The organism is Streptosporangium amethystogenes, from assembly GCF_000721075.1.
Classification (GTDB): domain Bacteria; phylum Actinomycetota; class Actinomycetes; order Streptosporangiales; family Streptosporangiaceae; genus Streptosporangium; species Streptosporangium amethystogenes.
Map to the genome: position 1 here is coordinate 258,034 of NZ_JOEQ01000010.1, position 15,771 is coordinate 273,804.

Consider the following 15,771-nt stretch of genomic DNA (forward strand, 5'->3'; position numbering starts at 1 on the left):
CCGGCCCCCTCAGACGCAGGCCGTACGGACGACCTCGGCCAGCCGGCCCGCCAGTTGCTCGGCCTGCTCCGCCGAGGCGGCCTCGACCATGACGCGGATCATCGGCTCGGTGCCGCTCGGCCGGATCAGCACCCGGCCGGTCTCCCCCAGCTCCGACTCCGCGGCGGCGACCGCGGCCTCCAGCTCCGGAGCCGAGGCCTTGGCCCGGTCGACGTCTTTGACGTTGACCAGGACCTGCGGCAGGCGGGTCATCACCGAGGCCAGCTCCGCCAGCGACTTCTTCGCCCGCGCCACGACCGCCAGCAGGTGCAGCGAGGTCAGCAGGCCGTCCCCGGTGGTGGCGTGGTCGAGCATGAGGACGTGGCCGGACTGCTCGCCGCCCAGGTTGTAACCGCCCGCCCTCATGGCCTCCAGGACGTAGCGGTCGCCCACGGCGGTCTCCACCACGTCGATCCCCGCGCTCTTGAGCGCGAGCTTGAAACCCAGGTTGGACATGACCGTGGCCACCACGGTGTCGCCGACCAGCTTCCCCTCTGCGTGCATGGCCATGGCCAGCACCGCCATGATCTGGTCACCGTCGACGACCTCGCCGGTGTGCGAGACGGCTAGGCAACGGTCCGCGTCGCCGTCGTAGGCGATGCCCACATCCGCGTCGCGGGAGACGACGATCTGCTGGAGCTTGTCCAGGTGGGTGGAGCCGACCCCGGCGTTGATGTTGAGGCCGTCGGGGCGCGCCCCGATCGTCTCCACCGTGGCCCCGGCCCGCAGCAGCGCCTCGGGAGCCACCATGTGGGCGGCGCCGTGGGCGCAGTCGAGGACCACGTTGAGGCCGTCGAGACGGCAGTCCACCGTGGACAGCACGTGGGACACATAACGGTCGGCCTCGCCGTACGCCTCGCGTACGCGGCCGACCGAGGCGCCGACAGGGCGCTCCCACTTCTCGCCGAGCCGCTGCTCGATCTCGTTCTCCACCGCGTCCGGCAGCTTGTAGCCGCCGCGGGTGAGGAACTTGATCCCGTTGTCCGGGGCGGGGTTGTGGGAGGCGGAGATCATCACGCCCATGTCGGCTCTGAGAGCCGTGGTCAGGTAAGCGACCGCCGGGGTGGGCAGCACGCCGAGCCGGAGAACGTCCACGCCAGACGACGCAAGGCCGGCGACCACCGCGGCCTCCAGGAATTCTCCTGAAGCCCGGGGGTCCCGGCCCACGACGGCGACGGGACGGCCTCGCCGCCCGACGCTGGCGTTGAACGCCCCGGCATCGCCGAGGACATGAGCCGCGGCCACGGACAGGTCCATGGCGAGCTCGGCCGTGAGGTCGCGTCCCGCGACCCCACGTACCCCGTCGGTGCCGAAAAGGCGCCCCAACTTAACGCTTGCTGTACTGCGGAGCCTTACGGGCCTTCTTGAGACCGTACTTCTTGCGCTCGGTGGCGCGGGCGTCACGGGTCAGGAAGCCTGCCTTCTTCAGCGGCGGGCGGTTGACCTCGACGTCCAGGGCGGTCAGCGCGCGGGAGAGACCCATGCGCAGGGCACCGGCCTGGCCGGTGACGCCGCCACCGTTGATGCGGGCGATGACGTCGAACTGGTCCTCGGCGCCAAGAACCACGAAGGGCTCGTTGACGATCTGCTGGTGGACCTTGTTCGGGAAGTAGTTCTCAAGCGTACGACCGTTGATCGTCCACTTGCCGGTGCCCGGCACGATGCGCACGCGGGCGACGGACTCCTTGCGGCGCCCAGTGCCGTACGAGTTGCCGGTGGTGATGGGCTTGCGGACGGCGACATCGCCGCTGACAGTGGACTCGGAGGTGTACTCGGAGGGGAACTCCTCCGCGGAGTACGCTTCCTGATCGCCCTCGATGGGCGTCTCGACACCGGTGGGCTCAGCCACGGTTCTCCTCTAACTTTCCTACTCGGCGTCGGCCGTCGGCCAACGCTGCTGGCGACAAGCAGCTAGCGACTACTGGGCGATCTGGGTGAGCTCGAAGGGCGCCGGCTGCTGCGCCTGGTGCGGGTGCTCGGAACCGGAGTAGACCTTGAGCTTCTTGATCATCTTCCGGCCGAGGGCGTTCTTGGGCAGCATGCCCTTCACGGCCTTCTCGACGGCGCGGTCAGGACGCTTGTCCATGAGCTCGCCGTAGGTCATGGAACGCAGACCGCCCGGGTAGCCCGAGTGGCGGTAAGCCTTCTTCTGCTCAAGCTTGTTGCCGGTCAGCGCGATCTTGTCGGCGTTGATGATGATGACGAAGTCACCGGTGTCGACGTGGTTGGCGAAGGTCGGCTTGTGCTTACCGCGAAGCAGGATCGCGACGTGGCTGGCCAGCCGGCCAAGCACGATGTCGGTGGCGTCGATGATGTGCCACTGACGCTCGACTTCGGCAGGCTTGGGTGTGTACGTGCGCACGGTCGTATGCCTTCTTTGGTCGCGTCTTCGGCGCTGTCGGAGATGACAGCAACATGGGTCGGTAGGTGCGGGCACACGACAGCCCGGACCTTCCGTCTCCAGAACAGAGGAGATGACGCCGGACGCGCCGCGTATCGGTCTGCAGAGGAGACCAATTCGCACACAACGAACTAGCAGAGTACCCGCGCGGATGAGCACGAGTCAAAAAAGACATGACTCTCCGGCGGTGCCCCTGGCATTCTACCTGGGACCCGGCAGTACCCGGGAACCGCCACGCACCGGCGGGCGATCAGCCGTGGCCGGGCAGGTAAGGCCTGGGTTCCCGGGGAAGCCCGGCGCCGGAGCCGGGCGAGGAACATGGATCCGTGACGGTTCCAACACGTTCTCACCATTCTCTTTTTCCTCACCGCAAACATCTCTATCTTTGATAGCGGTATGTGGCAGCTTCCTCACCCCGGGCATGCCCAGCGAGCGCGCCTGCGTCGTATGGGGGTGTTCGTGTGCCTGATGACGGTTCTGCTGGTCGGCTTCATCATCGGCCGGGGCAGCCGTGACGAGGAGGCAGCCGACCAGATCTACCTGAACAACCCCGGGTCGACCAGACCCACGCCCAGCAACGGCGCCCTGGCCGGGCAGGTGGAGCGGGCTCCGCTCACCCGGGTCGCCCGCCCCTCGGCCCTCCCCGACGTCCCGGTGGACCGGCGCCCGCGCCCCACCCACGACGCCGACACGAAGCCCGGCGGATCCGGCGACGACGGCCCCTCTCGCTACCTGCTCAATGGCAACGGCGACGACGACGCCACCACCACCTCCGCCCTCGGCGCGATGGAGCGCGAGGTCGTCAGGCTCATCAACATCGAGCGCAGGCGGGCCGGGTGCGGACCACTCCGCATCGACCGGAGGCTGATCCTGTCCGCCAGGAGACACTCGGCCGGGATGGCGTCCGCCGGCAACCTCTCCCACACCTCTCCCGACGGCACGTCGCCCTGGGAGCGAATGGACGCCACCGGTTACCGTGACGGCGGCGCGGAGAACATCGGGCGCGGCTACACCTCTCCCGACGAGGCGGTGCGGAACTGGATGGAGACCAGCGGCCACCGGCGCAACATCCTCAACTGCGAACTCACCGCCACCGGCGTCGGAGCCGTCCAGGGACCCGACGGGCCGTGGTGGACCCAGGACTTCGGATACTCCTGAGCCGACCGGACCCGATACCGGGCTACGCTCGGCGCATGGGTTTTCCCGTGGAGCCGCCGCGCCGCCAGCCTTACAACCAGCCTGACGCGTCGCCGCCCGCACAGGGCCAGCACTGGTTTGGCGCCTCGCCGCACAACCGTGCCCCCGAGTCCCCACGAGCGCCGCAGGCGCCACCTGTGCAGGCGCCACCTGTGCAGGCGCCACCTGTGCAGGCGCCACCTGTGCAGGCTCCCCCGACGCAGGAACAACCGCGGAAGGAGATGTGGAGCCCGTACGACGAGGGCCCCCGCTCGCGCCGCCCGATCTTCATCGCGCTCGGCGCGCTCGCCGCGCTGATCGCCGGGGGCGTCGGCCTGGCCATGCTGGCCAACTCCGACCCCGCGGTGCCCGGGGCGGCGACTCCCTCGGCCGCCGCCCCCCTCGTACCGCCCGTCAACATCGCGAACGGCAAGTTCGGCCTCGCCTCCTCCCGCGCCACCGACCCGTACGCCCTCACCCTGAACGAGGTGTTCAAGCACAGGAAAGTGCGGATCGGCGGGAAGAGCTATCTGATGACCACCCGCAGGACGGACAAGAAGTGCGGCGAGGCCGTGGTGGGAGCCAAGCTCCAGAAGGCCCTCACCGCCGCCAAGTGCACCCAGCTCCTGCGTGCCAGCTTCCGCGACACCTCGGGGAAGATCATCGGAACCGTCGGAGTCGCCAACCTCAAGACGTCCGCGGGGGCGGCCAAGGTCGTCTCGGCCAGTTCGGGCAAGGAGCGGGAAGAGTACATCAAACCGCTTCCAGGTAAGGATAAGGTCACCAAACTTCTCGGAACCGGCGAGGCTTTCGTTGGCGAGTGGCGCCATGGACACTACGCGGTAATGGTCTGGTTCCAGTACAAAGACGGGCACCTGCCGAAGAAGAAGGAGGTCAAGCAACTGAACCAGGCGGCCTTCGGAGCGGCGGACGCGACCGTCACCCCCGCGCTGGAGTCGCGTTCGCTGACCGGCAAGCGGCCCTGAGCATGGGGCCATACTGCCGCTTTCAGGCATGAATCCGGCAGACGATACGGCCATACCCGCATGACGATCTCTCTTCTGTCGCTAGGCTGCCGCGTATGCGTGGCCAGGAATCCGGGTCCGAGCACCGACATGAAGCCGAGGGTTCGGCGACACCGGCGACGCCGCCGCCGAGTTTCGGCCAGCCCTCGCCCCACGTGCCGCGGACCGATCTCACAGGTGATGAGCAGCCCGGCAGTCCTTCTCCGTGGCCGGAGGCGGATCCTGGTGCGGCCCAGCCATGGACGGTCCCCGGTGACGACGGAGCTCCCTACGACTGGTACGCCCAGCCGGAGGACGGCCCGCCACTGTCCACCGCGCCCATCGTGCCGGGAGCACCTCCCTGGCACCCGCCTCCGGCCTTCACCGCCGCCGCCGCGGGCATGCAGGTCTGGCCCTCGTCCGGGCAGGAGGCTCCCTGGCCCGCCGCGACCGGCGAGCCGGTGTGGACAGACCAGGAGGAGCCCGTCGCCCGCCCGGGAGAACCCGGCGACGTCGCCGTCTGGCCACCGGACGCGGTCTTCCAGGAGGGGGGCGGGAATGAGAAGACGGCCGACGTCCGCGCCACCTCGCCCCGGCAGGTCCCCCTCGCCCCCCAGGACCCACCACCCCAGACTCCCGCCCCCTCCCAGGACGACCCCCAGGACGTCCTGGGGGACAGCGACCGGTCCGAACCGGCGGCTCGGCCCCCGATGCCCGCACCCGTCACGCAACCCGTCGCGCGACCCGTGGCCATCGAGCCGGAGCCGATCTCGCAGGTGCCGCTGCCGGCCACCGAGCGGACCGCTCCCGTCCGGACACCTCCCCTGCCGGCCGCCTCCGGCCCGCCCGCACCGCTCTTCACCCCCGCGGAGCAGGTGACCCCGCCCAGCGGCGCCCCGGCGGTCACCCCGCCGTTCCCGCTCCCAGCCTTCCCTCCCCCGCCGGTGGCGTCCTCATCCGCGAGCGAGCCGACGGCACCCCCGAGCGACCCCGCGGCGACGCGCGGGGCGTTCACCCCGCTCTCCGCGTTCACCCCCGAGCCGCCTCCCGCTCCCCCACCGCCCACCCGGGGCAGGGCCGGCACGACGCTGCTCGCGGCCGTGGTCGCGGTCGTGGTGGTCGGCATCGGCATCGGGGCCTTCTTCGCCTACCAGTCGTTCAACGCCAAGCAGGCAGCGAACGCGGCGGATCCGATCCTCGGTCCGGGAAAGATCGACCCCACCGACAAACTGGACATCACCAGTGAGCCCGAGCCGATCAACACCACGATGCTCAACTCCGAGAAGACCGACCCGGGCAAGATGAGCGTGGCCGACGCCTTCGTCAAGAAGGTGTCCGTGGCCGGGACGACGTTCACCCGGGTCAAGACCAACCTCACCGAGCAGTGCCAGAAGGCCGCGACCGGCAGGTTCGCCGGCACCCTGCGCAGCCAGGAGTGCCGCCGGGTGCTGCGGGCCACGTATGTGGACAGCAAGCGCAGGTACGCCGTGACCACCGGGATCGCCGTGCTTCCCACCCGCGAGTCCGCGGTCGCCGCCGACCGGGCCAAGGACCTGGAGCGCAACCTCTGGTTCCGCGGCCTGCCCTCGGCCGCCGGCACGGGAGGTGAGCGGGTGCACATCGCGGGCGGCTACGCGGCCGGGATGGTGTGGGGCCGCTACATCGTGTTCAGCTACGCCACCTACAGTGACGGCCATACACCGACGGCCAAGGAGAAGGCCCTGGGCAAGATCAGCGGTGCCTTCCGCGACCAGACCGCGAAGGTCGTGGAACGCCGCGTCACGAACTGAGCGTCCGCACCCGGCGGGTCTCCGCGGCCCGCCTGGCGAGCTCCTCGGCGCCGGGGTAGCGCACCTCCTCAAGGCAGAGCCCGTGCGCGGGCGCGACGTGCACCCCCGAGTCCCGTACGGCCCGCGACAGCACCCCTTCCGGCCACTCGACCGCGAGCCTGCCCTCACCGACGGGCAACAGCGACCCGACGAGCGCCCGGACCATGGAGTGGCAGAAGGCGTCGGCCACGACCGTGGCCACGATGAGCCCGTCCTCGCGGACCCAGTCGAGCCGCTGCAGCTCGCGGATCGTGGTCGCGCCCTCACGCCTCTTACAGAACGCGGCGAAGTCGTGCTCACCGAGGAGACCCGCGGCCGCCGCGTTGAGCCTGTCCACGTCCAGGGGCCGGTTGTACCAGACGATCTCGCGGCGGCGGAGCGGGTCGACGCCGCCGGGGGCGTCGGAGATCCGGTAGGCGTACCGCCTTGACAGTGCCGAGAACCTCGCGTCAAAGCCTTCAGAAGCCACCGTGACGCGATGTACCCGTACATCTGGGGGCAGGACTCCGGCAAGCCTCCTGCGCGTGGCAGAGAGCCTCTCGTCGAGCTCCTCGACCGATCCGGGCTCCCACGCGGGCGCCCCGCGGCGGTTGCGGCTGTCCAGCGCGCCGAGCGCGCCGGCGTCCAGGTCGACATGGGCAACCTGACCGCGGGCGTGCACACCCGCGTCGGTCCGCCCCGCCACGGTCAGCGCCGGAGGCTCGGGAAGCCGGAGGATCCTGCCGAGCGCCTCCTCGATCTCCCCCTGGACCGTACGCCGTCCCGGCTGCTTGGCCCAGCCGGAGAAATCGGTCCCGTCATAGGCGAGATCCAGCCTCAGCCGCACCACGATGTTCCTCTCGAAAGACTCTCGGAGAACGGAAAGGGCCCGGCATCCCGGTGCGGGGAGTGCCGGGCCCGTTCACTGGGCCTGAGAGATCAGGCGTTGTCCTTCTTGGCCTCGGTCTCCTCGGCGGGAGCCTCGGTCGCCTCGGCGGTCTCCTCGGCGGCCTTCGGCTCCTCGGCGCTCTCGGCCTTGGCCTCCTCAGCCTTGGGGGCCGGGGCGGCCTTGGCGGCCTGGGCCTGGCCGACGCGGACCGTGTTCAGCGGCTCGGACACCAGCTCGATCACGGCCATGGGGGCGGCGTCGCCCTTACGGAGGCCGACCTTGGTGATCCGGGTGTAACCACCGGGACGCTCGGCGAAGGTCGAGGCGATCTCGGTGAAGAGGTGGTGGACGACACCCTTGTCCCTGACGACCGTCAGCACCTGGCGACGGTTGTGCATGTCGCCCTTCTTCGCCTTGGTGATCAGCTTCTCCGCCAGCGGCCGCAGACGCTTCGCCTTGGCCTCGGTGGTCTTGATCCGGCCGTGCTGGAACAGCTGGGTGGCGAGGTTCGCCAGGATCAGCCGCTCGTGGGCCGGGCTGCCGCCGAGACGGGCACCCTTGGTGGGCCTAGGCATAACGTTCTCCTTGGGAGTAAACCCGCCCCGGCCGTACGAGGTACCGGGGTCGGGCCGGGGAGTCGCGCACGATCCCCGTTATTGAAAAATCAGTACTGCTCGGTCTCGACGTAGGCGCTGTCGTCGTCGTCGTAGCCGCCACCGGCCACCGCGCTCGGGTCGAACCCGGGCGGGGAGTCCTTGAGCGCGAGCGTCATCTCGTGCAGCTTCTGCTTGACCTCTTCGATGGACTTCGCACCGAAATTCCTTATGTCGAGGAGGTCCTGCTCGCTGCGCGCCACGAGCTCACCCACGGTGTGGATGCCCTCGCGCTTCAGGCAGTTGTAGGAGCGGACCGTGAGGTTCAGCTCCTCGATCGGCAGCGCCAGGTCGGCGGCCAGGGCCGCGTCCGTCGGCGACGGGCCGATGTCGATGCCCTCGGCCTCGACGTTCAGCTCGCGGGCGAGGCCGAACAGCTCGACGAGGGTCTTGCCCGCGGAGGCCACCGCGTCGCGGGGCTTCATGCACGGCTTGGTCTCGACGTCCAGGATCAGACGGTCGAAGTCGGTGCGCTGCTCGACACGGGTCGCCTCGACCTTGTAGGTGACCTTGAGCACCGGGGAGTAGATGGAGTCGATCGGGATGCGACCGATCTCCTGGCCCGGCTGCTTGTTCTGCGCGGCGGAGACGTAACCGCGACCGCGCTCGACGGTCAGCTCCATCTCCAGCTTCGCCTTCCCGTTCAGGGTGGCGATGCGCAGCTCGGGGTTGTGCACCTCGACACCGGCCGGGGGCGCGATGTCGGCGGCGGTGACGTCACCGGGGCCCTGCTTGCGCAGGTACATCACCACCGGCTCGTCGTGCTCGGAGGAGACGACCAGGTCCTTGAGGTTCAGGATGATGTCGGTGACATCCTCCTTGACGCCCGGCACGGTGGTGAACTCGTGCAGCACGCCCTCGATGCGGATGCTGGTGACCGCCGCGCCCGGAATGGACGACAGCAGCGTGCGCCGCAGCGAGTTACCGATGGTGTAGCCGAATCCCGGCTCCAGCGGCTCGATGATGAACTTGGACCGGGTCTCCTCGATCGACTCTTCGAGGAGGGAGGGACGCTGAGCGATCAGCATGTGAAATCTCCCTTGCATGGCGGCGCCCGCTATTTGACGCCACTCGAACAACAGCATAGGTGCCGTGCGGCGATTGGCCGCACGGCACCTACAGGAGCCGCTACTTGGAGTAGAGCTCGACGATCAACTGCTCCTGGACCTGGGTGTCAATCTGCTGACGGACCGGGAGCTGGTGGACCAGGACGCGCAGCGCGTCCGGGACGACGCCGAGCCACGCCGGGTACGTCTTGTCACCGGCGGTGGCGCGGGCCACCTCGTAGGGCAGGAGGTTGCGCGACTTCTCGCGGACCTCGACGATGTCGTGCTCGCGCACCCGGTACGACGGGATGTCGACCTTCTTGCCGTTCACCAGGATGTGGCCGTGACGGACCTGCTGGCGGGCGGCGTCGCGCGACTCGGCGAAACCGGCACGGTAGACCACGTTGTCGAGACGGCTCTCCAGGATCTGGAGGAGGTTCTCGCCGGTCTTGCCGGTCTTGCGGTTGGCTTCCTCGTAGTAGTTGTGGAACTGCTTCTCGAGGACGCCGTAGATGCGGCGGGTCTTCTGCTTCTCACGAAGCTGGAGCTGGTACTCAGACTCCTTGGGACGGCCGCGGCCGTGCTCACCCGGCGGGTAAGGACGGATCTCGATGGGGCACTTCGCGGACTCGCACTTCTTGCCCTTGAGGAAGAGCTTGGTCTTCTCCCTGCGGCAGAGCTTGCAGTCCGCACCCGTGTAACGAGCCATTTTCTATCTTCTCCTGGGCTCAGACGCGCCGGCGCTTGGGCGGACGGCAGCCGTTGTGCGGCACTGGGGTGACGTCCTGGATGGACCCGACCTCAAGACCGGTCGCCTGCAGCGAGCGGATCGCGGTCTCACGACCGGAGCCGGGGCCCTTGACGAAGACGTCAACCTTGCGCATGCCGTGCTCCATGGCGCGGCGGGCGGCGTTCTCCGCGGCCATCTGCGCGGCGAACGGGGTGGACTTGCGAGAGCCCTTGAACCCGACGTGGCCGGCGCTGGCCCAGGAGATCACGTTCCCACTCGGGTCGGTGATCGAAACGATCGTGTTGTTGAACGTGCTCTTGATGTGGGCGTGCCCATGAGCGACGTTCTTCTTTTCCTTGCGGCGCACCTTCTTCGGTGCACCCTGGCGGCTCTTAGGAGGCATTCTTTGCCTTCACTCCTGAGGTCTTCGGTCCTGCGGCTACGCGGACTACTTCTTACCGGGCTTCTTCTTGCCGGCCACGGTCTTCTTCTTGCCCTTACGGGTGCGTGCGTTGGTCTGCGTGCGCTGACCGTGCACAGGAAGGCCACGGCGGTGCCGAATGCCCTGGTAGCACTGAATCTCGATCTTGCGACGGATGTCGGCCTGAACTTCGCGACGGAGGTCACCCTCGATCTTGTAGTTCGCCTCGATGTAGTCGCGCAGCGGGACGAGTTCCTCGTCCGTGAGCTGGTGAACGCGGAGGTCGCCGTTCACACCGGTGGCCTTGAGGGTTTCGAGCGCGCGCGTGCGGCCGATCCCGAAAATGTAGGTGAGAGCGATCTCCAGCCGCTTGTCGCGGGGGAGGTCGACGCCAACCAGGCGAGCCATGGTCGGGCATTCTCCTTCGTTGTGGCGGAGGTCCTACGCCTCACTTCCCCTCCCCATGCCCGGGGTGAGGGCCCCGGCCTCCGACCGGGGGTCTCCTGCGGGGTACGACGTGAGCCGCCTGCGCAGGTGTGAAACGCGATTACCTTGAAAGCCTCACACGGGTCGAGCCCGCCTCTTAGGAACGGACTCTCGTGAGGCCTGTTGGAACGACTAGCCCTGGCGCTGCTTGTGGCGCAGGTTGTCGCAGATCACCATGACGCGACCGTGCCGGCGAATCACCTTGCACTTGTCACAGATCTTCTTGACGCTCGGCTTGACCTTCATAGTCCTATTCGTCCCTCAGACGCTTACTTGTATCGGTAGACGATCCGCCCACGACTGAGGTCGTAGGGGCTCAGTTCGACGACAACCCTGTCGTCAGGAAGGATCCGGATGTAGTGCATCCGCATCCGCCCGCTGATGTGGGCCAGGACCTTATGGCCGTTATCGAGTTGCACCCTGAACATCGCGTTCGGGAGCGACTCAACCACAGTGCCCTCGATCTCGATGGCGCCGTCTTTCTTGGCCATGTCCCTCGCGTTTCACTGATCGGTCGTCTGAGGCTTCGGAACACTAAGCAGCCGCGACCCAGCGCTTCGATGAGAGCGGCGGTTGCGACACCGCCGACGCGCATTGGTCATAGTGAACCGAAGAAGGAGTGTACGGCACCGGGCGAGGAAATGCGAAACACACGGCCGGCGCCTTGACACAACCGCTACAAAGGATACCGCAGATCCCTTCAGGGATGGACGGCCCGGCTCGACGCGCGAATGCCCGTAGCCTCATTGTGGCATGTCCAGCCTGGTCAGACCAGCATTCCTCCGGCCCGGTCGGACCGGATCCCCGCGGACGACCGCCCCTATCGAGGCCGTCCGCGGGGATCCGCCCGATGTCCCGCTGCGGCTCGCACCCTGGGAAGACCCCGATGACCCACCGCTCAGGTGGACTTCTTGTCCCCGCCCAGTCCGGCGAGGACGGTCGTCACCAGCAACACCACACCCCACGGGCCCATGACCCAGAGCGGCCACGGGTAGGGGAAGTCGAAGCCACCGGTCACCCCGATGATGAGCCAGATCATCCAGTTGACGCCGCTGGCCGTCGCCCAGGCGGCCCAGGCGGCCGCCAGCCCCTTGTTCTGCGCCTTGTCCGGCTTGCCCCCCTTGGCGCGCTCAGGGGCGCGGGAGGGGGCCTCTGGAAGCCGGCGCAGGTCGACGTCGGGAAGGTCGGAGGTGAGGACGGCGAGCTCGCCGTACGTCTTGCTGCTGTAGAGCTGTTCGAGGCGCTCGTCGAACTCCTCGGTGGTCAGACGGCCCTGCGCGTAGTGCTCCCGCAGGACCGAGGCGACCTTGTCGCGGTCCCCATCGGAAGCTCGCATATCCGGACCAGCCGCCATATCAACCACATCCGCTCACCGGCGAGCCCGATCTAGCCCGCGTCTCCCAACAGGTCGGCAAGCCGCTCTTTACCCCCGTCAAGGGCGGTCAATACCCAAGGTCCATTATGTGTCACGGCGACGCTGTGTTCGAAGTGTGCCGAGGCCTTACCGTCGATCGTGACCACGGTCCAGTCGTCGGCCAGCACCTTGGTCCGGTCCGTCCCCAGGTTGACCATGGGCTCGACGGCGAAGCACATACCCACCTCGAAACGCGGGCCACGACCCGGCTTGCCGTGGTTGGCCACCCACGGGTCCATGTGCATCTCGGTGCCGATGCCGTGCCCGCCGTACTCCTGTGGGATGCCGTAGCGCCCCTGGGAGCGGACGTACTTCTCCACCTCGTGCCCGATATCGGACAGGTGGCGACCCACGGTGAGCGCGGCGATGCCCCGCCACATGGCCTCCTCGGTGACCCGCATCAGCTCGGTCAGCTTGGGGTCCACCTCACCGACACCGACCGTGATGGCCGAGTCGCCGTGCCAGCCGTCCAGGATGGCGCCGCAGTCGATCGAAATGACGTCGCCCTCCCGCAGCGCTCTGCGGTCGCCCGGGATGCCGTGGACCACCTCGTGGTTGACCGACGCGCAGATGGTCGCCGGGAAGCCCTGGTAGCCCTTGAAGGAGGGGATCGCCCCCTCGCCCCTGATGGCCTTCTCCGCGATCGCATCGAGGTCCAGGGGCGTCATGCCCGGCTGGACGCTCTCCCGCAACAGCTGCAGGGTACGACCGACCACCAGGCCCGCCGCCCGCATCTTCTCCAGCTGCTCGGGCGTCTTCATCTGAATTCCGTGCTTGTTCTTCTTGAACACGTGCGCACCCCCTGGGGTGGTTCAACGGGCGGTCCGGGAGCCCAATTCCCCAGATTCTGCCCTAAATGACAGCACGCCACCCATGGGAAGCCATGGGTGGCGTGCAAGGTGAATATCGCTTCACTAGCCGACGAAGGGGCTCAGGGCCTCCATAGCGCGCTGAGTGATCTCTTCCACCGGACCGGTGGCGTCGACTCCGACAAGGATGCCCTCGTCCGCGTAGAAGGAGACCAGGGGGGCGGTCTGCTCCTGGTAGACCTCCAGGCGGTGCCTGACGGTCTCCTCCTTGTCGTCGTCGCGCTGGTACAGCCGGCCGTCGCAGGCGTCGCAGATGTCGTCCTTCTTGTCGTCGAAGTCGACGTGCCAGATACGGCCGCACTGGCTACAGGTGCGGCGCCCGGCGAGCCTGCGGACGACCTCCTCGTCGTCGACCACGAGCTCCAGAACGATGTCCAGACCGGACCCGAACTCGGCGAGGATCTTCTTCAGGATCTCGGCCTGGGGCACGTTCCTGGGGAAGCCGTCGAGCAGGAAACCGTCCTGCGCGTCCTTCTCAGCGAGGCGGTCGCGGACCATCGCGATGGTGACCTCATCAGGCACGAGGTCACCGCGGTCCATGTACTCCTTGGCAAGCTTGCCGAGCTCCGTGCCGCCCGAGACGTTGGCACGGAAGATGTCACCTGTCGAAATCTTCGGGATCGACAGGTTCGACGCAATGAACTGGGCCTGTGTCCCCTTACCCGCTCCGGGGGGCCCGACCAGGACGAGGCGCACTATTTCAGGAAGCCTTCATAGTTGCGCTGCTGCAGCTGGCTTTCGATCTGCTTCACGGTGTCAAGGCCGACACCAACCATGATCAGAATGCTCGTCCCTCCGAACGGGAAGTTCTGACTCGCACCGACGAGCGCCAGCGCGACGATCGGCACCATGGAGATCAGGCCCAGATACAGCGCGCCAGGAGCGGTGAGTCGCGTGAGCACATAGTTCAAGTACTCAGCCGTCGGGCGCCCCGGGCGGATGCCCGGGATGAAACCACCGTACTTCTTCATGTTGTCAGCGACTTCAACGGGGTTGAAGGTAATCGACACGTAGAAGTACGTGAAGAACACAATAAGCAGGAAGAAAGTGATCATGTACGTCGGGGTGGTCCCTCCGCCGCCGAACTCCTGCGAGATCCACTGGATGATCTTGTTCGGCTCTTCCTGGCTGTTCGTGAAGAGCGTCGTGATCAGCTGCGGAAGGTAGAGCAGCGAGGAGGCGAAGATGACCGGGATGATGCCGGCCTGGTTGACCTTCAGCGGGATGTAGGTCGACGTCCCGCCGTACATCCGGCGGCCGACCATGCGCTTGGCGTACTGCACCGGGATCCGGCGCTGGGCCTGCTCGACCATCACGACCAGGGCGATCATCGCGATACCGACGACGATGACCACGGCGAAGACGAAGCCGCCCTTCTGCCTGGCGATGTTCAGCAGCTCGGACGGGAAGACGGCGATGACCTGAGTGAAGATCAGGATGGACATACCGTTGCCGATGCCACGGTCGGTGACGAGCTCGCCCAGCCACATGACGACGGCGGTGCCGGCGGTCATGGTCAGCACCATCGTGACGATGGCGAAGACATTGTCCTTGTCGAGGAGGATCTCTTCGCGGCACTGCGGGAACAGCTGGCCGCCGCGGGCCAGGGCCACGAAGGCGGTCGACTGCAGGATGGCAAGACCGACCGTCAGGTAACGCGTGTACTGCGTGATCTTGGTCTGTCCGGCCTGCCCCTCCTTCTTGAGGGCCTCCAGGCGCGGAATGACCACGACGAGCAGTTGGAGAATGATGCTCGCGGTGATGTACGGCATGATGCCGAGGGCGAACACTGAAAGTTTCAGAAGGGCGCCGCCGCTGAACAGCTGCACCATTCCGTAGATGTTGCCCGCGTCCCCCGCCTGCGCCTGGGTGAGACAACGGCTGATGTTCTCGGTATGCACACCCGGAGTCGGCAGGACCGACCCAAGTCGGAACAGCGCAATGATGCCCAAAGTGAAGAGCAGCTTCTTACGCAGGTCCGGCGTACGGAACGCTCGGGTAAATGCGGTCAGCACGGTCCCTCCTGCGCGCCTGAAAGGCGAGGTCGGTCAGCGATGGTGCGGGGGTGTTCCATCTTTGCCATATCCAGTCAATGAGCCCAAGGAAATGAGTCGAGGCCCACTGTCCAGCGAACTCTAACGCACTACGGGCGCGGGGGCCCATTACGAGCCCCCGCGCCGCGTGATGATGACACCTACAGCTCGGAGACGGAGCCTCCGGCAGCAGCGATCTTCTCCTTGGCACTGGCGGAGAAGGCGTGCGCCTCCACGTTCAACGCCACGGAGATGTCACCGGTTCCCAGAACCTTGACGAGCTGGTTCTTGCGAACCGCGCCCTTGGCGACCAGCGTCTCCACGGTGACGTCGCCACCGTCGGGGAACAGCTCACCGAGCCTGTCCAGGTTGACGACCTGGTAGGTCGTCTTGAACAGGGCGTTGGAGAAGCCCTTGAACTTGGGCAGGCGCCGCTGCAGCGGAACCTGACCACCCTCGAAGCCGAGGGGAACAGTGTTCCTGGCCCTCGTGCCCTTGGTTCCGCGACCCGAGGTCTTGCCCTTGGACGCCTCGCCGCGGCCCTTGCGGACCTTCGACTTGTTGGCGCCGGGGGCCGGACGCAGGTGATGGATACGAAGCGGAGTGTTCTCTGCCATGTCTAGTCGACCTCTTCCACGGTGACGAGGTGCGTCACCACGGAGACCATGCCGCGGATCTCCGGGCGGTCCTCCTTGACGACGACGTCGCCGATTCGCTTAAGACCGAGCGAGCGCAGCGAGTCACGCTGCTTCTGCTTGCCACCGATCTTCGAGCGGACCTGGGTAATCTTCAGGCGTGCCAT

General features: G+C 67.3%; 20 protein-coding genes. 3 read left to right on the forward strand and 17 right to left on the reverse strand.

Annotated elements, in window-relative coordinates; translation table 11 throughout:
* Nucleotides 1-9: 9 nt before the first annotated feature.
* The 3 genes from glmM to rplM all read right to left on the reverse strand — a co-directional run bounded on the left by glmM (nt 10) and on the right by rplM (nt 2,401).
* Nucleotides 10-1,365 (reverse strand): phosphoglucosamine mutase, encoded by a 1,356-nt coding sequence (gene glmM / locus IG98_RS0117070; RefSeq protein WP_030912862.1) that lies wholly within the window; start codon nt 1,363-1,365, stop codon nt 10-12.
* Between the two features lies 1 nt (nt 1,366).
* Nucleotides 1,367-1,888, reverse strand: coding sequence for a 30S ribosomal protein S9 (rpsI, locus tag IG98_RS0117075; RefSeq protein WP_030912863.1), 522 nt, complete (start codon nt 1,886-1,888; stop codon nt 1,367-1,369).
* A gap of 69 nt (nt 1,889-1,957) precedes the next feature.
* A complete protein-coding gene (gene rplM, locus IG98_RS0117080) occupies nt 1,958-2,401 on the reverse strand; it encodes a 50S ribosomal protein L13 (protein WP_030912864.1) in 444 nt (147 codons plus the stop codon).
* A gap of 507 nt (nt 2,402-2,908) precedes the next feature.
* Between rplM and IG98_RS46960 the strand changes: the two genes are divergently transcribed.
* The 3 genes from IG98_RS46960 to IG98_RS46965 all read left to right on the forward strand — a co-directional run bounded on the left by IG98_RS46960 (nt 2,909) and on the right by IG98_RS46965 (nt 6,410).
* A complete protein-coding gene (locus IG98_RS46960) occupies nt 2,909-3,598 on the forward strand; it encodes a CAP domain-containing protein (protein WP_157594373.1) in 690 nt (229 codons plus the stop codon).
* A gap of 260 nt (nt 3,599-3,858) precedes the next feature.
* Nucleotides 3,859-4,602 (forward strand): hypothetical protein, encoded by a 744-nt coding sequence (locus tag IG98_RS0117090; RefSeq protein WP_030912867.1) that lies wholly within the window; start codon nt 3,859-3,861, stop codon nt 4,600-4,602.
* Nucleotides 4,603-4,697: 95 nt separating this feature from the next.
* Complete coding sequence (locus IG98_RS46965; RefSeq protein WP_157594374.1) at nt 4,698-6,410, forward strand: hypothetical protein; 1,713 nt, start codon at nt 4,698-4,700, stop codon at nt 6,408-6,410.
* Here IG98_RS46965 and truA read toward each other — a convergent pair.
* From truA to rpmD, 14 genes are all read right to left on the reverse strand, one after another.
* Nucleotides 6,400-7,278, reverse strand: coding sequence for a tRNA pseudouridine(38-40) synthase TruA (gene truA, locus IG98_RS0117100; RefSeq protein WP_030912870.1), 879 nt, complete (start codon nt 7,276-7,278; stop codon nt 6,400-6,402). The two genes, IG98_RS46965 and truA, sit on opposite strands and share 11 nt — an antisense overlap.
* An 89-nt stretch (nt 7,279-7,367) precedes the next feature.
* Nucleotides 7,368-7,892 (reverse strand): 50S ribosomal protein L17, encoded by a 525-nt coding sequence (gene rplQ, locus IG98_RS0117105; protein WP_030912871.1) that lies wholly within the window; start codon nt 7,890-7,892, stop codon nt 7,368-7,370.
* An 89-nt stretch (nt 7,893-7,981) separates the two neighbouring features.
* Nucleotides 7,982-8,998: a DNA-directed RNA polymerase subunit alpha gene (locus IG98_RS0117110; protein ID WP_030912872.1), complete on the reverse strand. Its 1,017-nt coding sequence runs from the start codon at nt 8,996-8,998 to the stop codon at nt 7,982-7,984.
* 100 nt (nt 8,999-9,098) lie between these two features.
* Complete coding sequence (gene rpsD, locus IG98_RS0117115) at nt 9,099-9,725, reverse strand: 30S ribosomal protein S4 (protein WP_030912875.1); 627 nt, start codon at nt 9,723-9,725, stop codon at nt 9,099-9,101.
* Nucleotides 9,726-9,744: 19 nt separating this feature from the next.
* Complete coding sequence (gene rpsK / locus IG98_RS0117120; protein ID WP_012887860.1) at nt 9,745-10,149, reverse strand: 30S ribosomal protein S11; 405 nt, start codon at nt 10,147-10,149, stop codon at nt 9,745-9,747.
* A gap of 45 nt (nt 10,150-10,194) precedes the next feature.
* Nucleotides 10,195-10,575 carry a 30S ribosomal protein S13 gene (gene rpsM / locus IG98_RS0117125; RefSeq protein WP_012887859.1) on the reverse strand — a complete coding sequence of 127 codons (381 nt, stop codon included), beginning with the start codon at nt 10,573-10,575 and terminating at the stop codon, nt 10,195-10,197.
* Between the two features lie 210 nt (nt 10,576-10,785).
* Complete coding sequence (gene rpmJ / locus IG98_RS0117130; protein WP_003956441.1) at nt 10,786-10,899, reverse strand: 50S ribosomal protein L36; 114 nt, start codon at nt 10,897-10,899, stop codon at nt 10,786-10,788.
* 23 nt (nt 10,900-10,922) lie between these two features.
* A complete protein-coding gene (gene infA / locus IG98_RS0117135; protein ID WP_012887858.1) occupies nt 10,923-11,144 on the reverse strand; it encodes a translation initiation factor IF-1 in 222 nt (73 codons plus the stop codon).
* A gap of 407 nt (nt 11,145-11,551) precedes the next feature.
* Nucleotides 11,552-11,989 carry a DUF1707 SHOCT-like domain-containing protein gene (locus IG98_RS0117140; protein ID WP_245651596.1) on the reverse strand — a complete coding sequence of 146 codons (438 nt, stop codon included), beginning with the start codon at nt 11,987-11,989 and terminating at the stop codon, nt 11,552-11,554.
* 50 nt (nt 11,990-12,039) lie between these two features.
* Nucleotides 12,040-12,858, reverse strand: coding sequence for a type I methionyl aminopeptidase (gene map, locus IG98_RS0117145; RefSeq protein ID WP_030912882.1), 819 nt, complete (start codon nt 12,856-12,858; stop codon nt 12,040-12,042).
* Between the two features lie 123 nt (nt 12,859-12,981).
* On the reverse strand, nt 12,982-13,632 hold the full coding sequence (locus tag IG98_RS0117150; protein WP_030912884.1) for an adenylate kinase: 651 nt from the start codon (nt 13,630-13,632) through the stop codon (nt 12,982-12,984).
* Nucleotides 13,632-14,951, reverse strand: a complete 1,320-nt coding sequence (secY, locus tag IG98_RS0117155; RefSeq protein ID WP_030912888.1) for a preprotein translocase subunit SecY — start codon at nt 14,949-14,951, stop codon at nt 13,632-13,634. Before secY ends, IG98_RS0117150 begins: the two co-directional genes overlap by 1 nt.
* A gap of 179 nt (nt 14,952-15,130) precedes the next feature.
* Nucleotides 15,131-15,586, reverse strand: a complete 456-nt coding sequence (rplO, locus tag IG98_RS0117160) for a 50S ribosomal protein L15 (RefSeq protein WP_030912890.1) — start codon at nt 15,584-15,586, stop codon at nt 15,131-15,133.
* Between the two features lie 2 nt (nt 15,587-15,588).
* The gene (gene rpmD / locus IG98_RS0117165) at nt 15,589-15,771 is read right to left on the reverse strand and encodes a 50S ribosomal protein L30 (RefSeq protein WP_030912892.1); all 183 of its coding nucleotides are present in this window, start codon (nt 15,769-15,771) and stop codon (nt 15,589-15,591) included.